Here is a 23,942-nt window from a genome sequence, read left to right on the forward strand (position 1 = left end):
ATAGAATACATTATTCAAAAAAATGAATTACTTAACATATCTTTTGAAATCACAACAATGGAGTTTTTCTTTTGAAAGAAATAATGCATAACGGTTACAAAGAATTTTTAGTGTCTTTTGATGAATTTAAGGAAGTTCTCAAACCTGAAAATAAAATGAAATTGGCAGAAAAAACTGGTTCAGCAAATCATAATTTCATTTACCGAGGACAATCAAATTCAACGCATGAATTAGTTCCATCTTTATATAGAAATGTATTTGCTCACTCAACTCTATCAAACTCATATAATGATCTGTGTTTTTTACAACTAACTTATTTAAAAACATTTGTTAAAGGGTGTGATATTAATGCAGTCTCAATTCCAAATGATTCTTATAGTTTTAGAACTGAAACACTAAATGAGTGTCATGATAAAGTATTCTTAAACCCATCAAGTTGGCCACAGAGACAACTATTCGAGTTGCTAGCTTTTGCACAACATTATGGATATCCGACCGAGTTACTTGACTGGAGTTACAACCCTTTAGTTGCTATGTATTTTGCTGCTACAGGTGTGATCAATGGTAGTTCAAATTTAGAAGATAGCTTTTCAATATGGGTTATAGATACAGAAAAGAAAAATTTATTGAATAGTAATGATAAATTAAATTTCGAAATAATAGATGTACCAAGGGCCCATAATATTAATATATCTTCTCAGGAAGGTTGTTTCACTCTAGTAAGACAAACATTAGATGCTAGAGCAAATCTCACACATCAAAGTTTTAAAATCAATGAGTTAAAATTAATTTCAGATTTAATGCATGACAAACAAGTAAGTGGTCTTTTTAAATTTACTATCAAAAACTCAGAAGTCTTAAAAGTACTTGAATTCTGTGAAGATTATTCTATTAATGCTGCAAAACTTTTCCGAGGACCATATGGTGCAGCGAAGTATGCAACAGAGTCAATATCTGCCGCTAAATTTGCGAGTAAACATAATCTTCAAATCAGAGGTTGTATCCCTTTTTGATAAGACAGAGCAATAAGATGTCATTATGAATGAAAGAGTTTATATATTGTTAGATGGGTATAAAAGCTGTGCATTCTAATAATAGAGTGCACAGCAAATATAAAAATTATAGGGAAATTCGATTGTTAATCCAACCATAGAAAAACTGCTCTTGGCTAGGATTACGTTCACAGATTTCAATGTAGCGTTGACCTTGCATGATATTCAGTACTCGGACTAATACCTTCTCTCCCTCTTTCCCACGTTTTGCAAGATAAGTTTTGAATGCATTAAGCGTTGCTGGTCCATAAACACCATCAACCTTTAAGTCTGTATATCCAGCTTTACCTTGGTTGTTAAGTAAATTCAAAGCACGTTGTAAAAGAGGTTTAGCAAAGCCGGTACCACAATTCACACCAGTGTCTAGAAGCTCTTCAGCAACTGCTGAACTGATTGTATTCACTTGGTCAAAACGCGGAGCCGTCCAATAGTTTTTGCGATAAATTGCTTTGGCCATATCAAGCGGCAAATCCTTCATGTTCCCTTTAAATCCGTTTGCACGAGCGACCGCTTCAGTAATACCGTACTTGGTTGCTCCTCCTCGATCCGCAGGGTTATTTACATAACCCCCTTCACGTTTAATAAGTTCTTCAAGATATTGTTCAATATTCATTTCACTTTTCCTTAGATAATAAAAAACCGCCCGAAGGCGGCATTAGCTGTTTTCAATGTCTTTTCTGGCTTGCTTAACTTCTTTGATTACTTCAATAATCGTCTTACCTTCTTGTTTGTTGATAAAGTTAAAAGTCCATCGGACCAAAGCCCAACCGGGAATTCCGCAAACAAAGAAGAATCCACCAAGCGCCATCATCCCCCAAATATCTGTAATCCATTCATGAAGCCCCCACTTCACAATAATGAATGAACCACCAGCCAAACTTGATACAACAGTACAAATGAGCCCAACGGCCCATTCCTGAGGTGAGCGTGGCATACGTGTCATCAGTACAACTGCTGCAACTAAAGCGACCGCTAAAGTCACCATAATTGCCGCTCCGTAAAATTTTAAAAGTGCTGTTAAACCGCTAGTGGAAACTGGTTCCATTTATATCTCCAGAAATAAAAAAACCGCTAGGAAGCGGTAGTTGTTCGTTGTCCAATCCATCATCGGAGCGATAATAAAAAAGCACCCGAATTGGGTGCTAAAAGTTCTTTCAAAGTATTAAAGGGTTTGTAAAATTCGCCCTCCATTTATCAATTGTGTTGTGAGTGGCGCTACTCCTACAATGGCGGTACCGCCTGGCCCCGGCTGGCCCTCAGTTGTGCCATGATATTGCCAGTTCCATGTGCCACTATTTGTAGACTTAGTACCAAGTTTCCCCCATGCACCCCCATCGCCAGATATTGGAGGTGTAACATAGCTATTTGCAAACCTAGAGCCTTTCCCTGGCATTTCGGCATCAGCATCAGTGACTTTCATAACTAAGAAATAACCATCTAGGTATAGTCGCCAATCCTGAGAATCATTGTAAATTGGCTGGCCAGACATAACACGTCCAAATGGTGCACCACCACCACCAGCACCGCCTTGAACTCCAAATGATGAATCTGCATAAATACCGCTTGGCGTTGCTCCACCGCCAGAGCCGCCTCGAGCTAAAGTTCCTCCGTCAATAATTAGGTTTAATTTACTGTGCCGGTTCATTAAACCCGGTGCACCCTGAAATCCATCACGGCGGGTTTTGGTAAAGTTGTAATCTGGATCAGAACCCCATCCACCATATGCTAGATGCGGTAATCCCCCATCTCCGCCACGCCCAACTACAGCCCCCTTAATTATAAGATTAACAACAAGTTCAGACGGAAATTCTCCCGTATCAATAGCAGGAAGCTCATTAGCACTTGCAACAGTAAACACTTGTTTAGGTGGATTACCATCATACTTTGGGTAATAGACAAATCTAGTTTCTGGTCGAAGTGAACTGGAGCTCGACACCAAAGCACCGGCTTCAACAATAAAGCTAATTTCACCGGTTGTTGGTAGGTCACCTCGTTGCATCTGATATAAGCGAGCTAAATTAAGATCAAGCTGGTCGTAACGGATGTAAATCGGTGAGTCATCAACTGGTACATCAATAAAGTCTTTGTCATTAAGGTAATAACGAACATCATAATTCACTGCCGTAATGGTATTTGAAAACTTATCAACTGGATCTTTCTTAGCTACCAGATAAGGTAATGAGTCCTTTGTATCGTCATTAACAACCGTATAAATGGTATTAACAAAATCATCAGCACTTAATTTGAGAGCACCGTTTGGCAAACGTCCTAAAACCACTTTGTTCTTAGCGGAGCCAGCAGTTATTGGAATTAGATCAACGCTGCCATCTCCCATTTGCAGATAAATCACATAACTCTTGCCAGCTATGAAATCAACATCATGACTCAATGTAAGAATCAATCCCTCTTGCTGAACTACATCACCGCTTTGATGGATACCATTTCGATAATCTGCCACAGCAATACGATCACGTAAAACCAAAAGTTCGGATTCTGGTGTTGCATCAAAGGTTATGGATTTACGCTGAAACCGAAGCTTATTCCAAAGCCGGTACGCATTAAAGTGAGCTTGCCACTTGTTTCGCACACCTACAGATTTCACCTCTTTAGGATTCTTAGCTCCTTTATCAGGCAGATAGATATTTATGCGGGTGTCGTCGGCAGGATCCGTATATTCATAGATCAATCCATCATAGTCATCCATCATGCCTAGCGTTAGATCATGCTTATAACTATCCGGAATGATGTTCCTGAAGTTAAATAACAATACTGAATTATCGGTCGGTCGTTCAAAGTAGATCTTTAGCTTATTGTTCTGACGATAAGCAGTACAAAACACAGCATCACAAAGGTTGGTGACCAGCTCCTCAAAAGAAAGATTAGTATCATCAATGGTGGCACAGAACTCAGCCGCTAAAGGTGTACCGAAGTAATCGACAATATCGTTATAAGTACGATAGATGTTTTCAATATCAATCTCGTCGATCGTACGACGGCCAATCTTGTCATCGAGCGCCATTGAGACCAAAGCATCTGCAAAGCTTGAGGTTGGAAATAACTCTGTTGTCATTGCTCCATTTTTATATGTGGGCAACATGCGCTGAAGATCAAAATTGATCTTGCGTGACTTAACAGATAAAGCTCCAGTCGTTGCATATGTACGTGCACGAAAAACCGTTTCATGTTCATACATCGTGCTTTGCAATGGAAATGCGCCATATAACGCTTGCCACTTCACTTCATCAACTACGGTTGTCACTGCTGGGGTTGGTGTTAATCGTCGAGCACGGACGCTACAACGGCCCTGAAATGTGACCATATCTAGCGTTGCGCCAACTGTTTGCCGCGACTTAGCTGAACCCTTGAGAATGATCTGTTTTAGCATTGGGTTACCAATTGCAGCACCCGTCTCATTCACTGGAGTAACTTCAACTTCAATAGTGACATTGACTGCCGCCTGATTGCCTCCTGAAGAAACGGTATAAAGTCCATTGTTGGCCACAAAGTTGAAAATGACGCGACTACGTTCAATATTGTCCAGGATAAATGGACCAATCCATTTTTCGCCAATGGATGAGAGCTTTGGAGATAAAGCACCAGTTTGCTGATTAGTGAGTTCTTTTAGCTTTAGCCAATTCGGATTTACTGCTGCCGGGTTAGATAAGGCCATTCGGTCATCAGCAACAGATAAGACGCTATAAGTACCGTTTAAATCGTATGTTTGTCCGTTAAAAGTAAAAGAAGCATTAGTGATTTCAACTCGGTCATTGCTGACAAACTTAGTCGTCAAATCGGTATTGTTTGCAGCTGCTCGAAGGATCTCATTTGGGTAAGCAAATTGAAGATAATTGGTTCCTTCCAGACTTTGAGTATCAGCTGGACGCAAGATCTGGCCATTAACCGAGTTTTGGTGCTGAACAGTTAAAGGCGGTGTTGTAATTTCGCTACCAAGCGAAAAATAAGGCTGGCCAGAAACAATATCAACACCAGGACGAAAGACTTCGACCGATGCCCCTGCAATATCGACAATATTGGTTTCACCATCGTAAGCACCTTTGATGTGATAGTTACCACGCCCAATACAGCCAACGACATGTTCTACCTCAACGTTGTTTTCATAAACCTTGTAAGGCACAGCAATTAGATCAGCTGTATCCCAAGCTGCACCATAAATATCAGCAATACGGCCATTCACTCGCATTTTGTTTTCGCGGTTTGAAAGTTCGTTATTTGCAGATGAGGATTGATTGTTATTCTGAGTGGTTTGGGCAATTGACGGCGCGGGCATTAAAAATGCAATCGCCACACTTAAAACAATAGAAACGATAGCAGCAATAAGTGCAGGTATCCCTTTCGGGTTTTCAATCACAATAAAAGTACCCGGCAAGAAATCAAGCTGCTTTAAGTCGTGAGCATTCTTCGGTGTAACTTCATTTGCAAAAGAGATTTCTGCATGATCCATATTGCTTGGTGTATGAAAAATACGGACATGCTCAGGCATATGTTCATATTTTGAAGTTAGCCACTGCCCTATTGTGTGGGCATGTTCAATTGTCTTTTCTTCAGACAAAGCATCTTGCTTATAAATAACTTTAATCATAATAACTAACCCGACTAAACCCCATTGCCTTAATGACGTCTTCAGCTAAATAAGTGACTCCACTCTCCATCAGGTGTAAAACCTTCTGCCCACGAAAAAGCCCCACATGCGGGGGCTTATTTCTTTGTCTTGGATGGAAGGCAACTATGCAACCCTCCTTGGGCATGGGCAGCGGATTTAAGAGTTTTAATCGCGAGACTTTAAACTTGATATGGCCTTTAGGTTGCATGAACAAATCCAAAGCTTCACTCCGATCTACTCCATATAGATCTAGAGCAGCTTCATGTGCAAAGTGAACACAGTTGTAGTGCTCTTCGTCGTATTGCTTATCAAGCAAATGATCATGACTTTTCATACAGCCCCCTTCAGTCCGCTAAACCGATCTAACGAAAAGATGTCACCAGTTTTGGAAATATTTAAACGAGGGGACTCAGCTTTAAATGTCACGGCTTTATTGTTCATTGAAACACCTGCAAGCTGAAGGCCTAACAAATAATGGATTGGTGAATTCAGGTTGTCTGAACTATAAAGACGGTAATTGACAGTAGGCTTCACATCTGCAAATTGACCTTCTAAAACTCGCTCCAACTCATCCGGCAATATATCCCCAAGACCAGAAACTGAGACAGTTAAAGTCTGGTCCAGATCACCTAACATCCCGGATCTTTGAATTGACATAGGCAGATATTCGTAAAAGACCTGCCCCCCACCTTCTTTGTGCTGGACATAAACACCACGGTCATCATTACGAACAACGCGATAAATATTTAGAAATGATGGGTGTGATAGTTCAATACATTCCAGTTGATAAATATCAACTTTACGATTGAGAAAAAACTTCGCATATTCGTTATCCATTAGACCTCCCAATCACTTATTAGCGCCTCATCAGCTGCAAGGTTTGGCTGATTTTGAATAACTTCTAGTTGTGCATTTACTCGGTAAAGATTTCCATTCACTTCATTTGTCTTAAACGAATTCGGAATGAAATTGCATTGATATTGCTGCCGCGCTCCCTGATCAATCACCAGATCGGCATAGAAAGAAGCCGGCTTGTTTTGATAGACACGCCAAAAAGCCATCATTTTACTGAAATCGGTTTTACTTAAATTCCAGTTCACATCGACAATATGGCTATTACGCTTCACATCGATGTAGTAGCGACCACGACCACCGTCCATCTGTTGACGCTTTACATCATCTCCCGGTGTTACTCCATAGCCGCTGTTCTGAGGATTTAGCTTTAACTTATACATAACTTTCCTTCAGGCAATAAAAAACCACCCGAAGGTGGTTCTGTTAATTAGCGATTTCGTCTTGCGGTAGTGTTTTCAGTCAAAGAGCGACTGATAGTTGAGTTTGGATTACCAATTTGTTCACTTACAAGTTTTGGTACCGCTTTTGGAAGTTGTTTATCCAGCTCTTCCTTTACGATAATCCGGACTGTTTTATCATCCAGTTGTTCAGCTTCAACTATTGCCCCGCTCACCTGATTCACAACTTCAATTTTGAAATTGATCGTCGGTGTAAGAGTAGCAACTGAAGGCATAATCTCAGATTGTGGTCGTGATGATTGTCCTAAAGTAAAATCCTGCACATCATCAAGATTTGAACGATCTGAAACCAAACCATTTGAAGAGAAGTAAACTTTGCCATCATGGAATAGATCCGAATTATTAGACGGCGTTATGCCATCTTTACGGATAGATTCGACTGCGGCAACACCACCATTTCTAGCAACATCTTCCTGAGAAAATACCACCTCACCTCTATGGACTAAGCCAGCAACATCGTATTTCCCACCTCGACCTGTATAACCACCTTCAGCAAAACCTTGATCTTTGATTGCCCGGATGTTTGCAATGATACTAGCGCCTTGAGCAACCGCCCCAGCAATTAAAGGCAAGTTGTAAGGAAAACCAGCTTTTGAAGCTGCAGCGATATTTTGCTGAATAGCAATACCTGCTGCTGCAATCGCATAAGCTTTATCTGCTGCAAACATGAGCTTGTAAGCTTTGGATTGTTCACCAAACATAGAACCAAAAATTGAAGTCAGAGAGCTCATAGCTTGTTGGCCATATTCAAGATCTAAGGTTAGTTTTTTGTCCTTGTAATCTTGCTTGATTTTAAACATAGCAGCTTCATGTTCTTCAGCGGTAATAAGTTCATATTTCTTAGCATCCTCCAATACCTTTGCTTGTTCTTCATAATTAATATCAAGATTAACATACTCAGATGTATCATCCATTTCACCTTGGGTACGTCGATAACTATCCCAAGCACTTTTACGCTTATCAGCGAACTCATTATCCTCAGCTCGTGCCGAAGCATTTAATAGTTCACCTCTTTGTTTAGGATCACGGACTGTTTTACTAATTTCCTCACGCTCAAGCCGGTATCTTTCACGCATAGCATCAACTTCATGCATATATGAAATTTTTGCTTGGAAAAGACGCTGTTCCTGAGCTAGTTTTAAAAACCCTAGCTCTTGCTGTAATTGTTGATTCAACAATTCAACAGCCTGCTTCTGCTCTGACTTGCTTAATTCAATGTCATGAGCTGCATTGAACTTTTTACGGTTAAAGCTCTCTTCAAGTAACTGCTCCTCGGTTTTCTGGAATTCCTTGTAGTCTTCCAGCTTGCTTATAATTGCTTTTTTGGCGATAGCAATATCATTATCTGCACGACGCTGTAATTCAGCCTTGATTTCAGCAGTACGTTCTGGCGTAAAACTTGCTTTATCAACATCCTCCAGTCTAACTTTCAAATTATTCTGGATACGCTGTACTTCAGAAGCTACTTCATTTTCTAGAGAGCGCTGAGCATCTAATTGACGATCAAGTTGAGACTGAATGTCACCTGCTGCTTTATCACTTCCCTTACTCGCACCACCTTTCACTTTGCTCTGCATCTTTGGAGATTGATGAAGCAACTTAAGAGATACACCATCCTCAAAGATCACCTCGCTGACATAGCCACCACCTTTGCTGTCATACCATGTCTTAATATCTTTCACGGCGACATTGGTCGTGATCGGTGTGCCTTCAGACATTGAAAAATCAATACCCTTATGAAATGAAGAAGCCCCTTTGGTGGGGGCTTTTCGTGGACCATAATTAGAACTGATCTTATAGGAGGATAATGGTTTTCCTCCTGCTTGTAATCGGGCTAGATGTTCATTCGATACTTTCTGGCCAGACATTGAGCCGCCATATCTAACGTCGAGATGAGGGCCTGTGCCAATACCTGACTGGCCAGAAATACCTACTAATCGTTTAGTGATTTTTTCTTGTTTACTTAACTCTTCAGTTTCCTTTTTGGTCGCGGTAACTGCCTCTTCCTTAGCTGCTGTAACTTTTAAATGGACTCCCCATAGTTCTTGAAGAATTTGATTTTGCTCTTTTGATAAATTTACATCACGGCTAATGTTATTTTCTTTCCTCCATGCCTGAGCAAAGTCAGCAAAATTAGCTGCACTAGCCTCACCCAACATTTTTTTATTGCGGTTATATGTTGCTATCCAATATTTGTCATCCGAAATTGATTTATTAGCATTTTCCCGCAATTTTTTCAGCTGAGTATCAAGATTACTTACATCTTGAGCTGCATTCTTTGCTCCCTCACTTACATTCGATAAGCCTGATTTAGCATTTGCGCCAGATGTTTTAACTAAGTTTAACTCAGCATTTGTTTTCTTTACTGCAAGCGAATTTTCATCAACTTTCTTTTTACTGTCGGCCAACTGATTAATCTGATCTGAATTAATAAAATCTAGTTGATTTAGTCTTTCAAAAGCCTGATTAACTCCAATTATTCCAGTAGTTAGTTCTGCCCAGATGCGATATGCCTCTGTACTCTTTTTATTGCTATCTGCAATAGTTTGCGTCAATGCTAAGAATTCATTTTGGGATTTTTTAAGTTGAGCTGACTGTGAATTTAATTGCTTAGTTAGCTCTCCCTCCGCAGCACGTTTTTGTGCACCATTGAGTTTAGTAAGCTCATCTGTTGCCATTCCAGCGTAACGCGACTGATCCTTAAGCATATCATTGGCTTCATTGCCATTATCACGCATCATTAAATAACTAGCAGCTAAAGTAGCTACAGTTATTCCCATCCCTACTGGACCACCCAAAACACCTAACAAAGTACGGCCTGCACCCAACATAGAACCGGTTAGACCTACCGCAGCTTTCTGAGCCGTTGCACTACGAGCCTGAGCAGCTGCTAGTGCAGTCTCAGCTACAGTAAGTTCGCGTGTAACTTGAGATTCAATTTTCTTAAGCTCTGCCATCCGTGTAATAGATTGAGTGCGCCCAACTGAATTAATTTGTGATTTTAAGCGTTCTGCCTCTAATGCTTTTTCTGCTGTCAATGCAGTTAAAGTAGCTTGAGTATTAGCCACTTGAGCTTGAGCAGACTTAACAGCAGCTGATGATTCAGCCAACTCAGCCAATGCTTTTGAACGACTTGCTTGAATACTTGCAGTCGTTGCAGCTATATCAGCATAGACAGCTAATGATTTGGCAGTAATTGCTTTGGTGACATATCCAATCCCAACTACTAAAGCTCCGTCCGCGATCAAATCCAAATTAGTTGCTAGAATTTGAATGGAACCAGCTAAAGTCTGTGCAGCACCAGATCCCTGCCCTGCTTCACCTACAAATTTAGTGATCCCGTTATTTAACATTTCTAAAGATTGAGAAATAGTTTTGTTAGTTTTGCCGTAAAGCTGCTCAACACTATCGCCAGCTTTTAAAAGTGCTTTAGTAATAACTTCTCCAGTAAGTTTACTATCTAGCATCATCTGGCGGAGTTCACCACGGGTCACGCCTAGACCCTTGGCCATAGCGTTTAAGAGACCACCAGCGCCATCGACTAGACTGTTAAACTCTTCTGCACGAAGAATATTTCCATCTAGGCTCTGACCATACTGGAATAGAGCTGCCGCTGCTGACTCAGCACTAGAGCCACTAATTGCAACTGCTTTTGATGTAATTTCAGTAAGTTTTGCGGTTTGTTCCTGAGTTAAATTTAGTGTCTTTGCATTAGACATGTATTTTGAATACACATCATTGACAGCGCTCCAAGATGAAGCTGATCTTTGAGCAATCTCAAAAGTATCCTCCATAGCACGATTTAGCTCTTCTTGGTTATTCGTCACTAATTTCAATTTATTGTTAATGCCGGTATAGAGGTCCATCTTACTAATTGCCGTTCCTACAGTTACCAGTCCAGCCATATAACCTGCTAATGAGCGAGTAGCTACAGACATACGATCCATAGACTTGGTAGCAAAGTCACCGTTCTTCTCGATACTGTTTAATTCATTGCCTAGATTTCGTGCATTACGTTCAGCATTTTGCGAATCAATAACAATGACTAAACGGGATTCTTGTGCCATTTTCACTTTTCTCCAGGCAATAAAAAACCCACTCAAGGAGTGGGTTCTATTCAAGTTAAATATAATTACCAGCTAATTTTTGACTATAAAAAAAGCCCCCTAGGGTACTTTTAGATTTTGTTTACTTACAGATTTTTGACCAAACTTCGTTAAAGGTTGCTTGATCTACTTGAAAGTTTTCACCTTCAATTATTGTAAGATCAGGTGTACCAATAAAACGAACAAAACCAGTATAAGCTCCAAAGCTATTTTTAGAATTTACTTCACCACACATACCATTCATATTTCTAAATTCAGCTGAACTAGGATCCTTTAATAATGCCTTTACAGATTCCTGAGCCTTCACTTCTTTGAATGCATTAATTTCTTGTACAGTTGGTTCTTTCTTACTACATCCAACCACGCCTAGTACTAACCCTAATAAGATAATCTTTTTCATGAAATTAACCACTGTTATTAATGAGGTTAATTTAACAAGTGGTTAATAGTGGCGCAATAAGAATGCCCACAATGCGAGGTTAGTTGCCTTAAATCTTTTAAACGTTAAATGAGTCGAGGCACCCCTTTAAAGCCTCGTCAGCAAATTCCTTAGCTACTTTTTTCTTTTCTTCTTCATTTTTAAAAACAGGGCGTATGTAAGCTTCCTTTATAAGTGCAACATAGTACCAAGTAAATGATTGATCTTTTGAGTCCTTTGTAACAGTTAAAAATAAATCTTTAGCTTGAGTACCGTGTTGTCTTTTATACATAATATTGTTTGCATATTCTGAAACTGGATCACAATATTTCAGTTGCTCAGAACTATTATCAGCTATAGCTATAGTCGAAAAACTTATCAATAAACAAAAAAGTATTTTTTTCATCAAATCACCAATTACTAAGAGTGAGTAAAATTAAACAGTTCAGAAAACCCAAAAACCACCTGAAGGTGATTAAGTATTTTTTCCAAAATTTAATTTGAAGATTCAAAGCCTTTTATGCATCTATTGAAAAATGTTGATGAATAATCTTTCCTGTATGCTTTTCTTTCACTTTCATTCACCGGAAAAGGTATATAGTCGTAGGCAATGTCAATTAATTTCTTACTGAAAACAATCCCCACTTCATCTTGGATCTTATCTTCGACTAAATTATATTGTTCCTCTCGACTTTGACCATTGAAATAATTATCCAAATAGACCAATGCTAGTTCTGTATATGACTCACACCTTTTCTTTATTTCCCTATCTTCCAGTGATTTGGCTTGAACCGTACCTATTAATGTAAGCATGAGTATAAATAGATAAAACTTTTTCATAAAATTATCTTTATGTTTAGAGGTAATTTAGCAATTGGTTATTTGAGAAGCAATAAAAACCACTATCTCTAGCGGTTCTTGTCCTTATTGGTTGGATTTTAATTTACAACCTCTAACTTGGAATTTTCACATACATAATTAAAAACTGTATCCTCAACCGACCCAGGAATTATATTGTTAGGCCCAATTTTCGTATCACTAGTTTCAAGTATATTGCCTTTTTTATCATAAGCTATACCCTTAACCGTAGTAGATGTTCTTGAATTGCAAAAATAATAATCTAGTGTCTTATATTCCGTAAGTATCCCACTATCTAACTGTACTTTTATATTATTTACCTTAGACCAAACGCTTACAGAATTATCATTTGAATGATAATTTAATGTTTCAATATCTAAATATGTACGTACATTATCTGTTGATTCCGCTACTAATTTCCAGTCTTCTGCATAACTTAGATTAGAAGTTATAAATCCTATAATTAAAATAAATACTTTCACGGAATCACCCATTTTTAAAAATGTTTTAATTTAACAATCGCATACTTTTGAGGCAATAAAAATTATCATCTCTAGCATTTTTATTAATAAATCAATTTTAACCACAATTAATAACAAATGCTTTTTTATAAAAGCTAATCACGGCCTCAAAATCTCTTAATAAAATTTCCTCTGTATATGTATTAGGAGAAAGCTTAAGTAGAGCTGGCATGTACTGTTTTTGGTAGACCTCAGGATAGGTCTTGCACAATATCTCCCGTTTACGTTGAAGTGGAATATCTCGATTTTCTAGGTCATCGAGCATCTTCCCTATTTCTTTATCTGCACTTACGAATTGCGCTTCAATTGAAGAAGGCAGTGCCTTACTTTCAACTTGTTTAGTGCAGCTAACCAAAGCTACTAGAAAAACAGATAACCCCAATGTATAAAAAAGTTTTTCTAACATATTAATTTTCAATATAAATTATTGTTAACATTATACATTTCAATATATCAAAATACATTAACTAAAATAGCCATCATGAAGATAGCTATTTTTTACTTTTTGGGTTTGGTTGAAATTTTCTTGTGGGCTTCTTCAATAAATAAATTGTCTAAAGCAAAAATACAGTCATTAAAGATATGAGCATCAACAGGCAAATCATTATGCTCAGCATAGACATTGATTGCCTGCTGATCTAAAGATAACGGGATGCTTTGCTCATACCTTCTGGATCTGCAAATAATGCTAAATGCCAAAAGAATGGAATCAGCCGCATAAGAATATTCTGGTGGATCTGGAATACGACCACCTAAGAACTTGATTTGTTCGATTTCGTGCGGCGTTTTCGACGCATACGTTTTTTGGTATTTGTAGAGCTCGACGACTTTCCCAGAATTAAGGCCTTATCTTTGTCGGCTTCTTCCTGAATCTTCTGGGCCTGTTCTTTAATGAATAACCAGATTGAAATGCCAATATCACCAAGATTAAGAAGCTTTGAGGCATTCTCAGGTGTATATGGCTTTTCGGACTCAACAGTTTTACCAGCTACGATTTCGGCAAATACCACACCTTTCCAGTCCTCAATTAAATGGGCAGCACATGCATCCATTAACAATTCGTGGTAGAGCTTGGCATTTTCATCTTTGACCATCACATCATAGCCTTTAGACGAGATTTGATTACCCGCACGTTCAATGGCTACCTGAAAGGGCTTATAGGCGATACCACGCACTTTGAACTCTGCCTGAACCTGACCATCTGTATCTTTAAACTCACACCATTTAGATACTTCAGAACTTTGAATAATGCCTACTTTTAAAGCCATAGCAACCTCTTAAATTTAGAAAATAAAAAAGCCCATGGGAATCCATGAGCTTTAGAATTAATGATTTGAATTAGATAAGTGCACGAATAATCGTTGGACTTGTACGTACCTGAGCAAAGTTAATATCAATGGTAATGATGTCGTCACCGCCACCATCTGGATGGTTAGCTTCCTTGACTTCAAGCTGCGGGAAGTTCAACGAATACTTACTCCCCTTACTGTCTGTGATATCAAAAGTCAGTGTGAAGATATCTCGCGTTTTAATTGCATCAATCCAAGCTGCAGATGTTGCCGAGAACATGAAGTTAGCATTTACACCAATATCCATCATTTTCTCTAAATAAAACTCTGGTGTGTACGAGCCTGAGCCAATACAGCGAATAGCTTCAAGATTGTTATTAAAGTTAATGGTGAGCGTTTGTAGACAAGCTTTACCCTGAATCGACTGCCCATTAATAAGTAACTTTTCAACATTTGGCATGCTGACAAGTGGGCGTGTTGAAGCTGGAATAGGATTGATAACTGGATTGACTTGTTGTCTTGTGAATGAGCTGCCTACAAGACCAAAGTTGCCAGTGATCTTACCCGTAGTCTGGATAGTCATTTCACCTGTATTCACTTGAATACCGCGATAAATAAAGACTTGGCCAATATCTTCGAACACTTTAACTAGAGTCAAAGATTTTCGAATTCCACCACCAAAACTTAAAGCATTTGCAGCCCAGTTATTGAAAGCTAAAACATTTAAGAATAAATCGAAGGTTCCCAACGACAATTCAAATTCTAACTGACCTGTTACTTCAGCTTCAGTTACGACACTACCTTGGCGAAAACGTGAGTCAACGACTTCACTGCTATCTTCAGTAGTCACATTTTCAGTCAAACTATCAGTAACACGACGAACGGTATACCAGATTGGATTAGCCGGAGTAGTTCCTAATACTGCTTCTTCACAAGCATATAATCGAATTTTTGCGCCTGAACTCATTTATAGTTCTCCAAAATTTAGGCATTAAAAAACCCGCTGAGTTAGCGGGTTGTTAAAGGTTTTCATCTGTCACTTCAGGCGGTTCTATACCTTCAAGTGCTGCTGACACTGCCTGTGATAAATTTGTGGGCTGAAAATTTATAGGTGTATTAGAAATAACCAGTGGTTCTTCATGTAGGCGGATATCAATCCAGCGCCCCTCTGGAATATCCATAGGATTTTCATGATCTGCTACAACTGAGGCAAGCTCAAAATCAAACTTACGTTTGTAGGTCTTGATTGAAAGATCACCATTTTCCAACATTGAGTATTCAACTGCTACGACTGTGTTCCCATTCGCATCCTTTGGTACTTCGATATACCAGCCTTCTTGTGCAAAGCCTAAAGAGCCTTTAAGTAAGTAATCGCCAGTACCTAATTTTTCATATTCAAGTGGTTGCTTGGCTGCATCATCATTCAACTCAATTTTATATGCAAATAACTTGGCAATAGGAGAAGCTGCTTTAATAAAGCCGTTTGCGTCAATTGTAGTGTTCTGTGTCGTCTTGAATGTATGAATTGGAGCTGTTGCGAAATCTTTGCGAGTTGGTTCAAATAACCCAATAGATTGATAACAAGGGATACCGTTATTATAAGGAGATCCACCCAAAAGCAACTTTTGGCCAGAATTTCCACTAATAACAATAAATTCACCGATATGATCATTATCCGAGTAGAAACCTGACTTAACTTTACTCGCTTCTTCAGTAGTTAAATTCTTAAAACTCACTGGATTGGTTGCCGTGAGACCCAAACCATAAGCACCCACCTCCATAACATTACCTGACTGAATACCTATCAATCTGGATGCAGGGTTTGTTGTTGGAATGTCATGAATTTGAGAAAACGCTGGCGCTAGATTGAGAATCCCCGAAGCGAAAGGCAACATGAATTGCCGCTTTCCTTGTGCCGAGTTAAATGGATAAGGTCCATGATTCCATCTGTATTTAAAAACAAGATTTGCCATTATGCGGTCACCCCATCAATAACTTGGAAAGTCAAAGTCTCAGTATGTTGAGTTACCCCTCCTACTGTGCCTTTAATATCCATTTGAACAAGCCCTAACGCCCAATTTGCAGTGCTACTACTTGAAGCCACATTCAACCAACCTTTTTGGGTACCTTGATTCAATGGGGCACAAGTTAACGTTGCTACAGTTTGCCCATCTAGAGTTTTAACCTGTGATGTGAATGTGTAGCTCGTCAGATCAATTGCTCGGCGCACGTCATCGGGTGGATAAGGTAAAGTTTCATCCATATCAACCAGCTGCAAGTTTAAGTTGAATGTGTCACCACGCTTAAAAACAAAATTGCTCATAAGTGATTCCTATAGATATAAAAAAAAGCCACCCGAAGGTGACCACTAAATTTCTGGCGAAAAAAAACCGCCCTGAGGCGGTACTGGAATTAAAAATTTAAGGTTTGTAATCAATATCTACTGAAGCTCCAGTAACAATGTATTTTTTAGGCCCTTCAGGTGATCTCTCATCTGCCAAATCAATATATATAGTTTGTATAGCTAACTTATTTTCTGACTGCCATTTAGCAACCTCTTCACCCACTTTCTGAGCAATTCGAGTCTCTAAATTCTTCTTTTTTGCTTCAATTTCACGAAGCATTTTAATATATTCATTCATGAAGCATTTGACCTATAAATTGATTTAAAAGGAAGAATACTTACTTTGTCTCCGCAACGTGGACAATGATTATCAAAACCAGCGTAATAAATACGCATCAACTCAGAAATTGTTTTGTTTTCTAAATGTTGTAAGTTTGATGGGTCTGAACTTAGCAATTTAATGTTGCTGATCAATTCTTGTCTTTCAGTCAAATAACGCAAGTAATCTTCATTCATATCAATTCACCGTAAATCCTATGGTCACATTGTACTGCACAAAGTCAGCGTCTTTTCCAGCTTTAATAGTTTGTCCGTTCAAACATTCTAAATCATCAAAAGAGAAATGTTCAAAATGAGCCAATAAAGAATCACCTAGAATTGTTAGTGCTTTTTCTCCCACATGAAGTCGATCAAAACACTGAACCATAATATTACCGGTACGACGGTTACAAGGCTTATCTGCTACACCTGAGGTAAAACTCGGGCCGCCTGCAATAGTTAGACTACACCACAAGCCGTCTTTTGGCACAGTAAAGCCTGGTGCATTTGGATACTGAATCCGTTCCTGAGAAATACCCGTAAAGCTTTGCATGCGATCAATAATAGCTTGCCTTGTCTGCTCTAAAGTCATTGTCATTTTAGCCACCGTACTTTTGAGAAATAAAATTAAAAGTGAGGCCATAAATACCTTGTGGCGCTTGATCAGACCAACCATTCTCTAAGCGCTCAGCATATGGCTGGTTGTTTTGAATATAGATCAAACTCCCCAACTTAAATTTAACAGCTTGAATCGCGGCATCTTGCACGGCATTAGTAGAAGGCTCTCGCACACCGTAATCACCAGAACCAACAGAAATAATATGCGATGCCCGATAAGCTCCTGTATCAACTGGACTTGAAACAACAAGTGATTGAACTGTATCCATTGTGATTTTCTTTACAAGCTCATCTGCCTGTTTCTCAACTTCAAAACTAAAGCTAGTCGGCTTTACTCCCGTCCACGCCATTGATCATCTCCACTTTAACTTTGCCACGCAATATTCTTGTGCAAAGCCCACCTTTGCGCTTATTAACCTTATATGGATACTGGAAGCAACAAACCAAACCCTGTTCCTCATTCGCCCAAAGAACACGTTTAATTTCATTGCTATTCACATATATTCTGCGATTGCCTTTGCCATCATTAACGCTATGGAACATGTCTTATCTCGCTTTCTTCATACATTTCAAAAAGGTCTTGAGCGATCGCTTGAATTGAATACGCTTCAAATTCTGAACTAGGCTCTTTTTCTCCCATTAACTTCTTAACCTTCTGCCATACGTGTACAGCTTCATGTAAAAGCAGGCCATAGATCTCTATTAATTTCCTTTCTGAAGTATCTCCCAACTGAACAACTGCATAAGCACCTTCAGAATAGAAATCAACTTGTGCCGCTGCACCTTCAACAGACAAGAACTTATCAACGTTATTCATGTCCTCGAATAACAAATCCATGTGAAGCTGATTTCTAGTAAGAGTGTATTGAACATGTTGGAATGGTGAGATATGCCATAAAGGAACATAATCTGTGCTAACCATTGATACTCCTAATATGCGCCCATAAAAAAACCTACATTTCATGTAGGCTTTTTAGCTTTATATTAAATTACCAACTAAATTTGGATTCGAATCGTGTCAGTAAGTATATCTAAAGCCTCCAAATCATTTACAAGTTTATTAAACCCCACAGTATATTGGCTTTCAAATTCATCAAATTTTTCTTGATATCTCTCTTTAAACTCCTTATCACTTTCATTTATATATTCGAAATTGTATATATTTGAATTAGTGATTTTAATTTTAGCTGAATACATATTCATTAAGCATGCGAAACAAATATCTACATCTCTTCCAATTTGATCAGCAAAGGAGCAAAAAGTAATTGTAGAGTTATTTCTTTTTCTTAATCTATTTTTTATTAAATTTACTTGAAATATTTTTTCAAAAAGAGTGATAGTTAATCTGTCTTCAAGACCTTTTTTATCTTCAGAAAAATTAAAACATATTTCACTATTAATATCTGAAATTTCATTTTTGATAAGCATTAAACGCTCGTAGAGTTCAATCCCTACTTTCTCAACTTCAACTTCAATATGTTGTTCTCGCCAATTACTGAATAATACAAAAGCAGCAACTGGCGCTAAAAAAGCCGCAGCAAGACTTAAGGCATCTTTTAATACTTCATATGTTTTTTTATGGTTAAATGGATAATCCTGAATTGGATAATCACTCAGCAAAAAGAAACTAATTAATAAATACCAAAATATTCCACCAAATGTCCAAAATCCAATAATCTTAAATTTTTCGTTAAGTGATTTATTTGCCATATATCCCCCTAATTTAGAAGGATATTAGATCAATTATTTAGACCTTCCTCAACTGGCATTTCCAGATTGTACTGGCTGAATCTTGCTGAATATGAATTACTCGAAATGAGCCTAAGGCTGTTAGCCACTCATCATCGATTTTAGGGACCATAGTCACTTCATTTTGAAGCACGGTCGCTTTCTTATCTGTGGCAAGTACTCCAAGGGTTTGGATTTCATATTGTTTGTAAGAGCCAAAAAGAACACCACGACCAGTATAGTTTTCTTTAACTTCAACATGAGTTTCAGTTTTAGGATCCCAATTCGTTTTTGATATCCGCTCACACGTAAAAGTATGCACTGCGTCAGCCAAATCTTCATTAAATGCTTCAGCAAGATCTGCCTGAAGTTCCTCTCTTAAGCCCATTATTTATGCCCTATAAAGTGGAATGCCGAAGCCATTAAAACTTGCATTTGGGTCTTTCAAATCAAGCGAATCAATATAATCAATTGCTATCTGTTCAAAGCTAGAAATCGCTTCAGTACCTTCTTGATACTCTTTTTCAGATTCGACTGAATCTGCTTTAACTTTCTTTCGTTTAAGCAGCGGCTCTTTGCCGTTATAAATTACTTTGGCCAGAATACCTTTAATAATTTCGCAAGCAGCATCTTTAAGAAGTGAATCTATAGGATCCGGTACAAATCCAATTCGTTTTTTTATCCAAACATTTGCCAGTTGAACCAGACGAGCTTTATCACTGTCTGGTGCAAAATCGCTGCCCAAAATTGAATTTGCGTCATTTACAGTAATAAAGCTCATTTCATTATTCCTTTGGGATCAGCTTTAATAATTCTGCTTTGGTTGCAGATGGTTTGTAGCCAATGTTTTTACTTGCCAAATATTCTTTTAATTGATCGTTAGACCAATTTTCAAAATCATTTGTCGCCGTTTCTGTTGTTGAATTTTCTGCAACTTTACCAACTTCCAATTCAGCAATACGCGCTTGCATAGCAGTAACATCATTTTTAAAAGCATCAAATTCTGCTTTGATGCTAACTACCTTTCCTTCAGCCGCTTTAGTAGCATTGTCAGCTTGGAATAAAGCATCTTTTAAACGTGAGTTTTCTGAAATTAACTCTGAACTATCACCACTTGCCTGTTCCAAGATTTCGATTTTCTGTTTAAGTTGCCCGTTTTCCTCAACAACTTTTTCACAGTCAGCTTTTGCTTGATCAATGACTTCTTGCAGCTCTGGAGTAATTCCCACTGCGACATTTACTGTGGCCAAAGTCGTTTTTGCAGGCTCTTCAAGTTTGCGAACTTCTACAGGAATATCCAAAGCTTCATAGTCATTTTGGATTTTTGGATAATTACCATAAATGATTACTTCTTCAGCACTTCGATTTGGATATTCATAATAGTCAGGGTTTGCAATAGTCCCTACTTCTAACGCAGCTGCTGCAGCAATACGTGTATAGATTAGCTTCATGGCACTTTACTCTTAAAAATAAAAAAAGAGGGCTTAATAGCCCTCTAATAGTGAGATGTTTACGTGTTAACCAGTTGTTGTGCCCGACAAGTCAAGCAATGTACCTGCTGTCATTTTGTTGCTGGTAGCATGTTTTTTCCAGTTAGCACTTGAACCAAGTAAAGTAAGATCAGGGTTTTCACCTTTTGATGTATCCCAGCTATAACCAAGAATATCTAGGTTAAACGCACCTTCGGCACGCATACCAATTCCTAAGTTTTCTTCATCATTGATGTCGTATGCTCGGAAGCCTGGTACTTGTGATTCCGTAACAGTAACTGCTCCCATTTGCAAACCAAATGCATCATCATCACCTACTGCATCTGTAACCAATACCGGCTTGCCCAAGGTGCCCGGTAAACCACCATAGATAACGATTTCAGATTCACCATAAATCTGCTTAGTGATTGCATCATCTACGATATCGAAATAGGTATCTGAGTTCATTACCCATAAACTAATACGGCCAAACTTATCACCAAACTTACGCATCCCACGTGTTAGTGCTTTACGGCCGTCTACAGCGATACTACCTTTTGCAACCATATCAATGTTGCTAGAAATAGCAGCTTTTAATGAGGCTAAGCTGTACTGTAAACGTCCTGCCACTAAAGCATCTGCCAGATCATAACCAAGAATCATTGCGAACTCTTCAGGTGTGCGAGCACGGCGTTTAAATGCCTCTTCAGTAGAAGTATAAGGACCATATTTATATGGGACTTTCACACCTACAGACTCACCAGATCCAATTTTCTCAGGAACCACTTTGGCCGTTGAATTCACATCACGATGTTTGATACTACCGCCAACTTTATAGAAAGCTTCTTTATTGAAATCTCCTTCAATAATTTCGTTACGGTAGATAATTGCGCCGTTTGATGCTTGGTTAAAGACATTCAAATTGTCTTGCAAACGCTCTAAATAAGCAGTTTGTGCCAATTGGTTATAGATGATCATGTCGCTATTAACAGTTGTAGTCATAACTGCTTATCTCCAAAATATTTAATGATTAGTTCGGTAGTTTTAGGAATGACTCTTGGCCATGTTCTTTGATGTAATCTGCTCTTTGAGATACTGACATCTCGCTGCGCTTCATACCTGCAGGTGCTCCACCTTTGCCCCCGCTTTGGAAACCACCGCCATTTCCTTTACCACCTTTAAGGATTAAGTCTTTATGCTGGTATCCACCAACTAAGGACTCTAAAGCTTCATCAACATTTGCAAGTTCACCAGGGCGGACACGGGAATAAATCTTTTCGCCTTTTTGGTCGTAGGCAACTACTTCGCCATCTTCGATTTTGAAGTGATTACCAAAGGTTGCCTGAACCATATCAACTGGAACTGCAATGTTGTCTTGAATGTACTTAGAACGAGCGAAACCACCGCCGATAAGCTCTTTATGTAAAGAAGCTTCAAGTGCATCACGTTGTTCAACGATTGGAGCGTATTTATCTTCAACAGCTTTGATAGCTTCAGCTTTCACTTTCTCAACTTCACCAGCATCCACCAGCTTTTTATCATCAAGGTTTTGCATTGTCTGAATTGCTTTCTTAGCTGCTGCAGGATCATCGATTCCTTCAAAAGCTTTTAGGGCTTTTTCTGCCGCTTCTTTCGCTTCACGGTTCGTTTTTGCTTCATTGTTTAAACGTGCAATAGTTGCTACAGAGTGAGCGGCATCATGCGGCATCTCTTTACCATCATCATGAACATAGATAGGTTTATCACCCTCTACTACCGCATATACCTTACCGTCGATCGTTACTGTTTTAAGTTTCATTGGTCATCCAACCTATATTTTCAAAATGGGCATCCACCCGGTTTTGCCGTCTGCATCCACTTTCGGCAGGCAATAAAAAAGCGCCCCTAAGGACGCTTGAATTCAATTTAATAATTTAAAAGTTCGAAGCAAATAAACGGTAGCCTTCTAGTTCCCACAGCTTATTTTCAGCATGCTTTTCTGCATTACCTCGAGCCATACGTTCACCAATTTCTGCATCAAAGTTTTCAGCATTCACACATGCACTAAAACCAGAAGCTAGAAAAAACTTTCCATCTAAAAATGCATGAACAAAAGTAGAGGTTGTGTCTCCAGGACATTGCTCAACCGTATAAGTAACGCGCCCCATCAATGCATCAATTTGAGTTTTAGTTACTCGAGGTGCCACAGACTTTTCAACTAACTCTTGCTCTGTTACGTCTTTGGTCATTTTCTTCTCACAAAAAAAGCACCCTAAGGTGCTATTGAATTAGTAAAAGGGGTTAATTAGAAATTGAGGTTTTAACTGTCACACCAGTTAGAAAGTGTTTTTCTGAACCACCCAAACATGTAGCACTAGAAAAATTCGCATAAACATCTTGAACATTTACGCCTGTATCTTTTTCAAATTTACTGATCAATTCAGCAATATGGCCTGTTAGTGCTCTTTCTAACTCTTCTTTTCTCTTTACATATTCAGCAACTGATATTTCAGACATTTTTACCACCTTTAGCTACGTTTACTTTTTATTCCAAACCTCTGATCTAGGTTCATCACCAACTAAGCGGATGCCTTGAGGACCACCTACATCAAATGTTGCCGTGATAGTCGCTGGACCCTCAAAAACACTACAATTCATTTTTACAGAGGTTAATCCAGCTAATGGAATACCTGTTTCCTCGTCACAAAGAGCAAGATTAGAAGATTTATCTGAAACTCTTTTAAGTACTAAATGCCTAACTTTTGATTCAATCATAAGCCAAACTCCATAAAAGACAAAAGCGCCCAAACGGCGCTTTTATAGGTGAAAATTGTGTCTAAAGTGAATTTAGGATTGCCTGTCATCGGCGATAATTACTCACAGTTAAATCCAGTTCCAACAAGGTCTTTTTTCAAATTTGAAACGAGAGTTTGTTGTTCCTGCTGTTGTCCACTAAGATAATTTTTATCTAGAGTCTCTGCACCATCAATAGATTTATAAAGCTCTTTAGATTCCTCTAAATTGTCTTTTAAAAACGTGGTGAGGTTTAGTTTCGCCTGGGCAGCTCTACATAAATTATTTTTAGCTTCTAAATCTTGAGTAGCCTGTTTTACTTGACCAGTTTCAGGATCAAAAGAATATGCATTTGCCATTGCTGACTCTAAAGCTTCAGACAATCGATCATATTCTTTAAGATATTTTTCACTTGGCTCAGCTAAACAAGTGATTGAGATGAGAGTAAGAGATATAAAAGCTATTGTTTTCATATTGTATAAATTCTGATGTTTTAAAAAATATAACATAAGAAA

At 38.5% G+C, this 23,942-nt stretch carries 32 protein-coding genes; 1 reads left to right on the plus strand and 31 read right to left on the minus strand.

Features of this window, described 5'->3' with window-relative positions:
* Positions 1-71: 71 nt before the first annotated feature.
* Positions 72-1,013 carry an FRG domain-containing protein gene (locus AC52J8_RS13570; protein WP_496538808.1) on the plus strand — a complete coding sequence of 314 codons (942 nt, stop codon included), beginning with the start codon at positions 72-74 and terminating at the stop codon, positions 1,011-1,013.
* Positions 1,014-1,119: 106 nt separating this feature from the next.
* On the opposite strand, the gene AC52J8_RS13575 is transcribed toward AC52J8_RS13570, so the two are convergent.
* From AC52J8_RS13575 to AC52J8_RS13725, 31 genes are all read right to left on the minus strand, one after another.
* Positions 1,120-1,665, minus strand: a complete 546-nt coding sequence (locus AC52J8_RS13575; protein WP_496538809.1) for a glycoside hydrolase family 108 protein — start codon at positions 1,663-1,665, stop codon at positions 1,120-1,122.
* A 42-nt stretch (positions 1,666-1,707) separates the two neighbouring features.
* Positions 1,708-2,097, minus strand: coding sequence for a hypothetical protein (locus tag AC52J8_RS13580; protein ID WP_496538810.1), 390 nt, complete (start codon positions 2,095-2,097; stop codon positions 1,708-1,710).
* Between the two features lie 117 nt (positions 2,098-2,214).
* Positions 2,215-5,652, minus strand: coding sequence for a host specificity factor TipJ family phage tail protein (locus AC52J8_RS13585; protein WP_496538811.1), 3,438 nt, complete (start codon positions 5,650-5,652; stop codon positions 2,215-2,217).
* Positions 5,645-6,007 carry a hypothetical protein gene (locus AC52J8_RS13590; RefSeq protein WP_032052862.1) on the minus strand — a complete coding sequence of 121 codons (363 nt, stop codon included), beginning with the start codon at positions 6,005-6,007 and terminating at the stop codon, positions 5,645-5,647. Before AC52J8_RS13590 ends, AC52J8_RS13585 begins: the two co-directional genes overlap by 8 nt.
* Complete coding sequence (locus tag AC52J8_RS13595; protein WP_496538812.1) at positions 6,004-6,510, minus strand: DUF1833 family protein; 507 nt, start codon at positions 6,508-6,510, stop codon at positions 6,004-6,006. Before AC52J8_RS13595 ends, AC52J8_RS13590 begins: the two co-directional genes overlap by 4 nt.
* On the minus strand, positions 6,510-6,908 hold the full coding sequence (locus AC52J8_RS13600; RefSeq protein WP_496538813.1) for a hypothetical protein: 399 nt from the start codon (positions 6,906-6,908) through the stop codon (positions 6,510-6,512). Before AC52J8_RS13600 ends, AC52J8_RS13595 begins: the two co-directional genes overlap by 1 nt.
* 47 nt (positions 6,909-6,955) lie before the next feature.
* Entirely contained in the window at positions 6,956-11,053 is a 4,098-nt protein-coding gene (locus tag AC52J8_RS13605) for a tape measure protein (protein ID WP_496538814.1), read from the minus strand.
* A gap of 121 nt (positions 11,054-11,174) precedes the next feature.
* Positions 11,175-11,492, minus strand: coding sequence for a hypothetical protein (locus AC52J8_RS13610; protein WP_150378115.1), 318 nt, complete (start codon positions 11,490-11,492; stop codon positions 11,175-11,177).
* 97 nt (positions 11,493-11,589) lie between these two features.
* The gene (locus AC52J8_RS13615) at positions 11,590-11,916 is read right to left on the minus strand and encodes a hypothetical protein (protein ID WP_496538815.1); all 327 of its coding nucleotides are present in this window, start codon (positions 11,914-11,916) and stop codon (positions 11,590-11,592) included.
* An 89-nt stretch (positions 11,917-12,005) separates the two neighbouring features.
* Entirely contained in the window at positions 12,006-12,350 is a 345-nt protein-coding gene (locus AC52J8_RS13620; protein WP_336016061.1) for a hypothetical protein, read from the minus strand.
* Positions 12,351-12,448: 98 nt separating this feature from the next.
* Positions 12,449-12,850 (minus strand): surface-adhesin E family protein, encoded by a 402-nt coding sequence (locus AC52J8_RS13625; RefSeq protein WP_150378112.1) that lies wholly within the window; start codon positions 12,848-12,850, stop codon positions 12,449-12,451.
* Positions 12,851-12,947: 97 nt separating this feature from the next.
* Entirely contained in the window at positions 12,948-13,295 is a 348-nt protein-coding gene (locus tag AC52J8_RS13630) for a hypothetical protein (RefSeq protein ID WP_150378111.1), read from the minus strand.
* Between the two features lie 346 nt (positions 13,296-13,641).
* Complete coding sequence (locus AC52J8_RS13635; RefSeq protein ID WP_150378109.1) at positions 13,642-14,157, minus strand: phage-derived protein YdaY family protein; 516 nt, start codon at positions 14,155-14,157, stop codon at positions 13,642-13,644.
* 70 nt (positions 14,158-14,227) lie between these two features.
* Positions 14,228-15,145 (minus strand): phage tail tube protein, encoded by a 918-nt coding sequence (locus tag AC52J8_RS13640; protein ID WP_150378108.1) that lies wholly within the window; start codon positions 15,143-15,145, stop codon positions 14,228-14,230.
* A 52-nt stretch (positions 15,146-15,197) separates the two neighbouring features.
* Positions 15,198-16,151 carry a phage tail fiber protein gene (locus tag AC52J8_RS13645; RefSeq protein ID WP_496538816.1) on the minus strand — a complete coding sequence of 318 codons (954 nt, stop codon included), beginning with the start codon at positions 16,149-16,151 and terminating at the stop codon, positions 15,198-15,200.
* Positions 16,151-16,501: a hypothetical protein gene (locus tag AC52J8_RS13650; protein ID WP_496538817.1), complete on the minus strand. Its 351-nt coding sequence runs from the start codon at positions 16,499-16,501 to the stop codon at positions 16,151-16,153. The genes AC52J8_RS13645 and AC52J8_RS13650 overlap by 1 nt, the downstream gene beginning before the upstream one ends.
* A gap of 97 nt (positions 16,502-16,598) precedes the next feature.
* A complete protein-coding gene (locus tag AC52J8_RS13655) occupies positions 16,599-16,820 on the minus strand; it encodes a hypothetical protein (RefSeq protein WP_496538818.1) in 222 nt (73 codons plus the stop codon).
* Entirely contained in the window at positions 16,817-17,038 is a 222-nt protein-coding gene (locus AC52J8_RS13660; protein WP_496538819.1) for a hypothetical protein, read from the minus strand. Before AC52J8_RS13660 ends, AC52J8_RS13655 begins: the two co-directional genes overlap by 4 nt.
* A 1-nt stretch (position 17,039) precedes the next feature.
* Positions 17,040-17,483 carry a hypothetical protein gene (locus AC52J8_RS13665; protein WP_496538820.1) on the minus strand — a complete coding sequence of 148 codons (444 nt, stop codon included), beginning with the start codon at positions 17,481-17,483 and terminating at the stop codon, positions 17,040-17,042.
* Positions 17,440-17,808 carry an HK97 gp10 family phage protein gene (locus AC52J8_RS13670; protein WP_496538821.1) on the minus strand — a complete coding sequence of 123 codons (369 nt, stop codon included), beginning with the start codon at positions 17,806-17,808 and terminating at the stop codon, positions 17,440-17,442. Before AC52J8_RS13670 ends, AC52J8_RS13665 begins: the two co-directional genes overlap by 44 nt.
* Before the next feature lie 182 nt (positions 17,809-17,990).
* On the minus strand, positions 17,991-18,380 hold the full coding sequence (locus AC52J8_RS13675) for a hypothetical protein (RefSeq protein WP_496538822.1): 390 nt from the start codon (positions 18,378-18,380) through the stop codon (positions 17,991-17,993).
* 74 nt (positions 18,381-18,454) lie between these two features.
* On the minus strand, positions 18,455-19,168 hold the full coding sequence (locus AC52J8_RS13680; protein ID WP_496538823.1) for a hypothetical protein: 714 nt from the start codon (positions 19,166-19,168) through the stop codon (positions 18,455-18,457).
* Positions 19,169-19,205: 37 nt separating this feature from the next.
* Complete coding sequence (locus tag AC52J8_RS13685; protein WP_269019129.1) at positions 19,206-19,574, minus strand: glutamate 5-kinase; 369 nt, start codon at positions 19,572-19,574, stop codon at positions 19,206-19,208.
* Positions 19,575-19,577: 3 nt separating this feature from the next.
* On the minus strand, positions 19,578-19,967 hold the full coding sequence (locus AC52J8_RS13690; protein WP_269019127.1) for a hypothetical protein: 390 nt from the start codon (positions 19,965-19,967) through the stop codon (positions 19,578-19,580).
* A gap of 4 nt (positions 19,968-19,971) precedes the next feature.
* Positions 19,972-20,637 (minus strand): stress-responsive nuclear envelope protein, encoded by a 666-nt coding sequence (locus AC52J8_RS13695; protein ID WP_269019126.1) that lies wholly within the window; start codon positions 20,635-20,637, stop codon positions 19,972-19,974.
* Positions 20,638-20,703: 66 nt separating this feature from the next.
* A complete protein-coding gene (locus AC52J8_RS13700) occupies positions 20,704-21,657 on the minus strand; it encodes a major capsid protein (protein ID WP_269019125.1) in 954 nt (317 codons plus the stop codon).
* Positions 21,658-21,685: 28 nt separating this feature from the next.
* Entirely contained in the window at positions 21,686-22,453 is a 768-nt protein-coding gene (locus AC52J8_RS13705) for a DUF6651 domain-containing protein (protein WP_496538824.1), read from the minus strand.
* A 115-nt stretch (positions 22,454-22,568) separates the two neighbouring features.
* Entirely contained in the window at positions 22,569-22,883 is a 315-nt protein-coding gene (locus tag AC52J8_RS13710; RefSeq protein WP_078224802.1) for a Gp49 family protein, read from the minus strand.
* A 52-nt stretch (positions 22,884-22,935) separates the two neighbouring features.
* The gene (locus AC52J8_RS13715) at positions 22,936-23,151 is read right to left on the minus strand and encodes a hypothetical protein (protein WP_078224801.1); all 216 of its coding nucleotides are present in this window, start codon (positions 23,149-23,151) and stop codon (positions 22,936-22,938) included.
* Positions 23,152-23,172: 21 nt separating this feature from the next.
* Positions 23,173-23,409, minus strand: a complete 237-nt coding sequence (locus AC52J8_RS13720; RefSeq protein WP_078224800.1) for a hypothetical protein — start codon at positions 23,407-23,409, stop codon at positions 23,173-23,175.
* 98 nt (positions 23,410-23,507) lie between these two features.
* Complete coding sequence (locus tag AC52J8_RS13725; RefSeq protein WP_496538825.1) at positions 23,508-23,936, minus strand: hypothetical protein; 429 nt, start codon at positions 23,934-23,936, stop codon at positions 23,508-23,510.
* Positions 23,937-23,942 lie beyond the last annotated feature (6 nt).

The sequence above is a fragment of the Acinetobacter sp. S-1 genome (genome assembly GCF_059579785.1).

Bases quoted from the DNA above. Each gene is read 5' to 3' on its own strand.
- AC52J8_RS13575 (WP_496538809.1), bottom strand. From the start codon at position 1,665: ATGAATATTGAACAATATCTTGAAGAACTTATTAAACGTGAAGGGGGT.
- AC52J8_RS13580 (WP_496538810.1), bottom strand. From the start codon at position 2,097: ATGGAACCAGTTTCCACTAGCGGTTTAACAGCACTTTTAAAATTTTAC.
- AC52J8_RS13585 (WP_496538811.1), bottom strand. From the start codon at position 5,652: ATGATTAAAGTTATTTATAAGCAAGATGCTTTGTCTGAAGAAAAGACA.
- AC52J8_RS13590 (WP_032052862.1), bottom strand. From the start codon at position 6,007: ATGAAAAGTCATGATCATTTGCTTGATAAGCAATACGACGAAGAGCAC.
- AC52J8_RS13595 (WP_496538812.1), bottom strand. From the start codon at position 6,510: ATGGATAACGAATATGCGAAGTTTTTTCTCAATCGTAAAGTTGATATT.
- AC52J8_RS13600 (WP_496538813.1), bottom strand. From the start codon at position 6,908: ATGTATAAGTTAAAGCTAAATCCTCAGAACAGCGGCTATGGAGTAACA.
- AC52J8_RS13605 (WP_496538814.1), bottom strand. From the start codon at position 11,053: ATGGCACAAGAATCCCGTTTAGTCATTGTTATTGATTCGCAAAATGCT.
- AC52J8_RS13610 (WP_150378115.1), bottom strand. From the start codon at position 11,492: ATGAAAAAGATTATCTTATTAGGGTTAGTACTAGGCGTGGTTGGATGT.
- AC52J8_RS13615 (WP_496538815.1), bottom strand. From the start codon at position 11,916: ATGAAAAAAATACTTTTTTGTTTATTGATAAGTTTTTCGACTATAGCT.
- AC52J8_RS13620 (WP_336016061.1), bottom strand. From the start codon at position 12,350: ATGAAAAAGTTTTATCTATTTATACTCATGCTTACATTAATAGGTACG.
- AC52J8_RS13630 (WP_150378111.1), bottom strand. From the start codon at position 13,295: ATGTTAGAAAAACTTTTTTATACATTGGGGTTATCTGTTTTTCTAGTA.
- AC52J8_RS13635 (WP_150378109.1), bottom strand. From the start codon at position 14,157: ATGGCTTTAAAAGTAGGCATTATTCAAAGTTCTGAAGTATCTAAATGG.
- AC52J8_RS13640 (WP_150378108.1), bottom strand. From the start codon at position 15,145: ATGAGTTCAGGCGCAAAAATTCGATTATATGCTTGTGAAGAAGCAGTA.
- AC52J8_RS13645 (WP_496538816.1), bottom strand. From the start codon at position 16,151: ATGGCAAATCTTGTTTTTAAATACAGATGGAATCATGGACCTTATCCA.
- AC52J8_RS13650 (WP_496538817.1), bottom strand. From the start codon at position 16,501: ATGAGCAATTTTGTTTTTAAGCGTGGTGACACATTCAACTTAAACTTG.
- AC52J8_RS13655 (WP_496538818.1), bottom strand. From the start codon at position 16,820: ATGAATGAATATATTAAAATGCTTCGTGAAATTGAAGCAAAAAAGAAG.
- AC52J8_RS13660 (WP_496538819.1), bottom strand. From the start codon at position 17,038: ATGAATGAAGATTACTTGCGTTATTTGACTGAAAGACAAGAATTGATC.
- AC52J8_RS13665 (WP_496538820.1), bottom strand. From the start codon at position 17,483: ATGGCCTCACTTTTAATTTTATTTCTCAAAAGTACGGTGGCTAAAATG.
- AC52J8_RS13670 (WP_496538821.1), bottom strand. From the start codon at position 17,808: ATGGCGTGGACGGGAGTAAAGCCGACTAGCTTTAGTTTTGAAGTTGAG.
- AC52J8_RS13675 (WP_496538822.1), bottom strand. From the start codon at position 18,380: ATGGTTAGCACAGATTATGTTCCTTTATGGCATATCTCACCATTCCAA.
- AC52J8_RS13680 (WP_496538823.1), bottom strand. From the start codon at position 19,168: ATGGCAAATAAATCACTTAACGAAAAATTTAAGATTATTGGATTTTGG.
- AC52J8_RS13685 (WP_269019129.1), bottom strand. From the start codon at position 19,574: ATGGGCTTAAGAGAGGAACTTCAGGCAGATCTTGCTGAAGCATTTAAT.
- AC52J8_RS13690 (WP_269019127.1), bottom strand. From the start codon at position 19,967: ATGAGCTTTATTACTGTAAATGACGCAAATTCAATTTTGGGCAGCGAT.
- AC52J8_RS13695 (WP_269019126.1), bottom strand. From the start codon at position 20,637: ATGAAGCTAATCTATACACGTATTGCTGCAGCAGCTGCGTTAGAAGTA.
- AC52J8_RS13700 (WP_269019125.1), bottom strand. From the start codon at position 21,657: ATGACTACAACTGTTAATAGCGACATGATCATCTATAACCAATTGGCA.
- AC52J8_RS13705 (WP_496538824.1), bottom strand. From the start codon at position 22,453: ATGAAACTTAAAACAGTAACGATCGACGGTAAGGTATATGCGGTAGTA.
- AC52J8_RS13710 (WP_078224802.1), bottom strand. From the start codon at position 22,883: ATGACCAAAGACGTAACAGAGCAAGAGTTAGTTGAAAAGTCTGTGGCA.
- AC52J8_RS13715 (WP_078224801.1), bottom strand. From the start codon at position 23,151: ATGTCTGAAATATCAGTTGCTGAATATGTAAAGAGAAAAGAAGAGTTA.
- AC52J8_RS13720 (WP_078224800.1), bottom strand. From the start codon at position 23,409: ATGATTGAATCAAAAGTTAGGCATTTAGTACTTAAAAGAGTTTCAGAT.
- AC52J8_RS13725 (WP_496538825.1), bottom strand. From the start codon at position 23,936: ATGTTATATTTTTTAAAACATCAGAATTTATACAATATGAAAACAATA.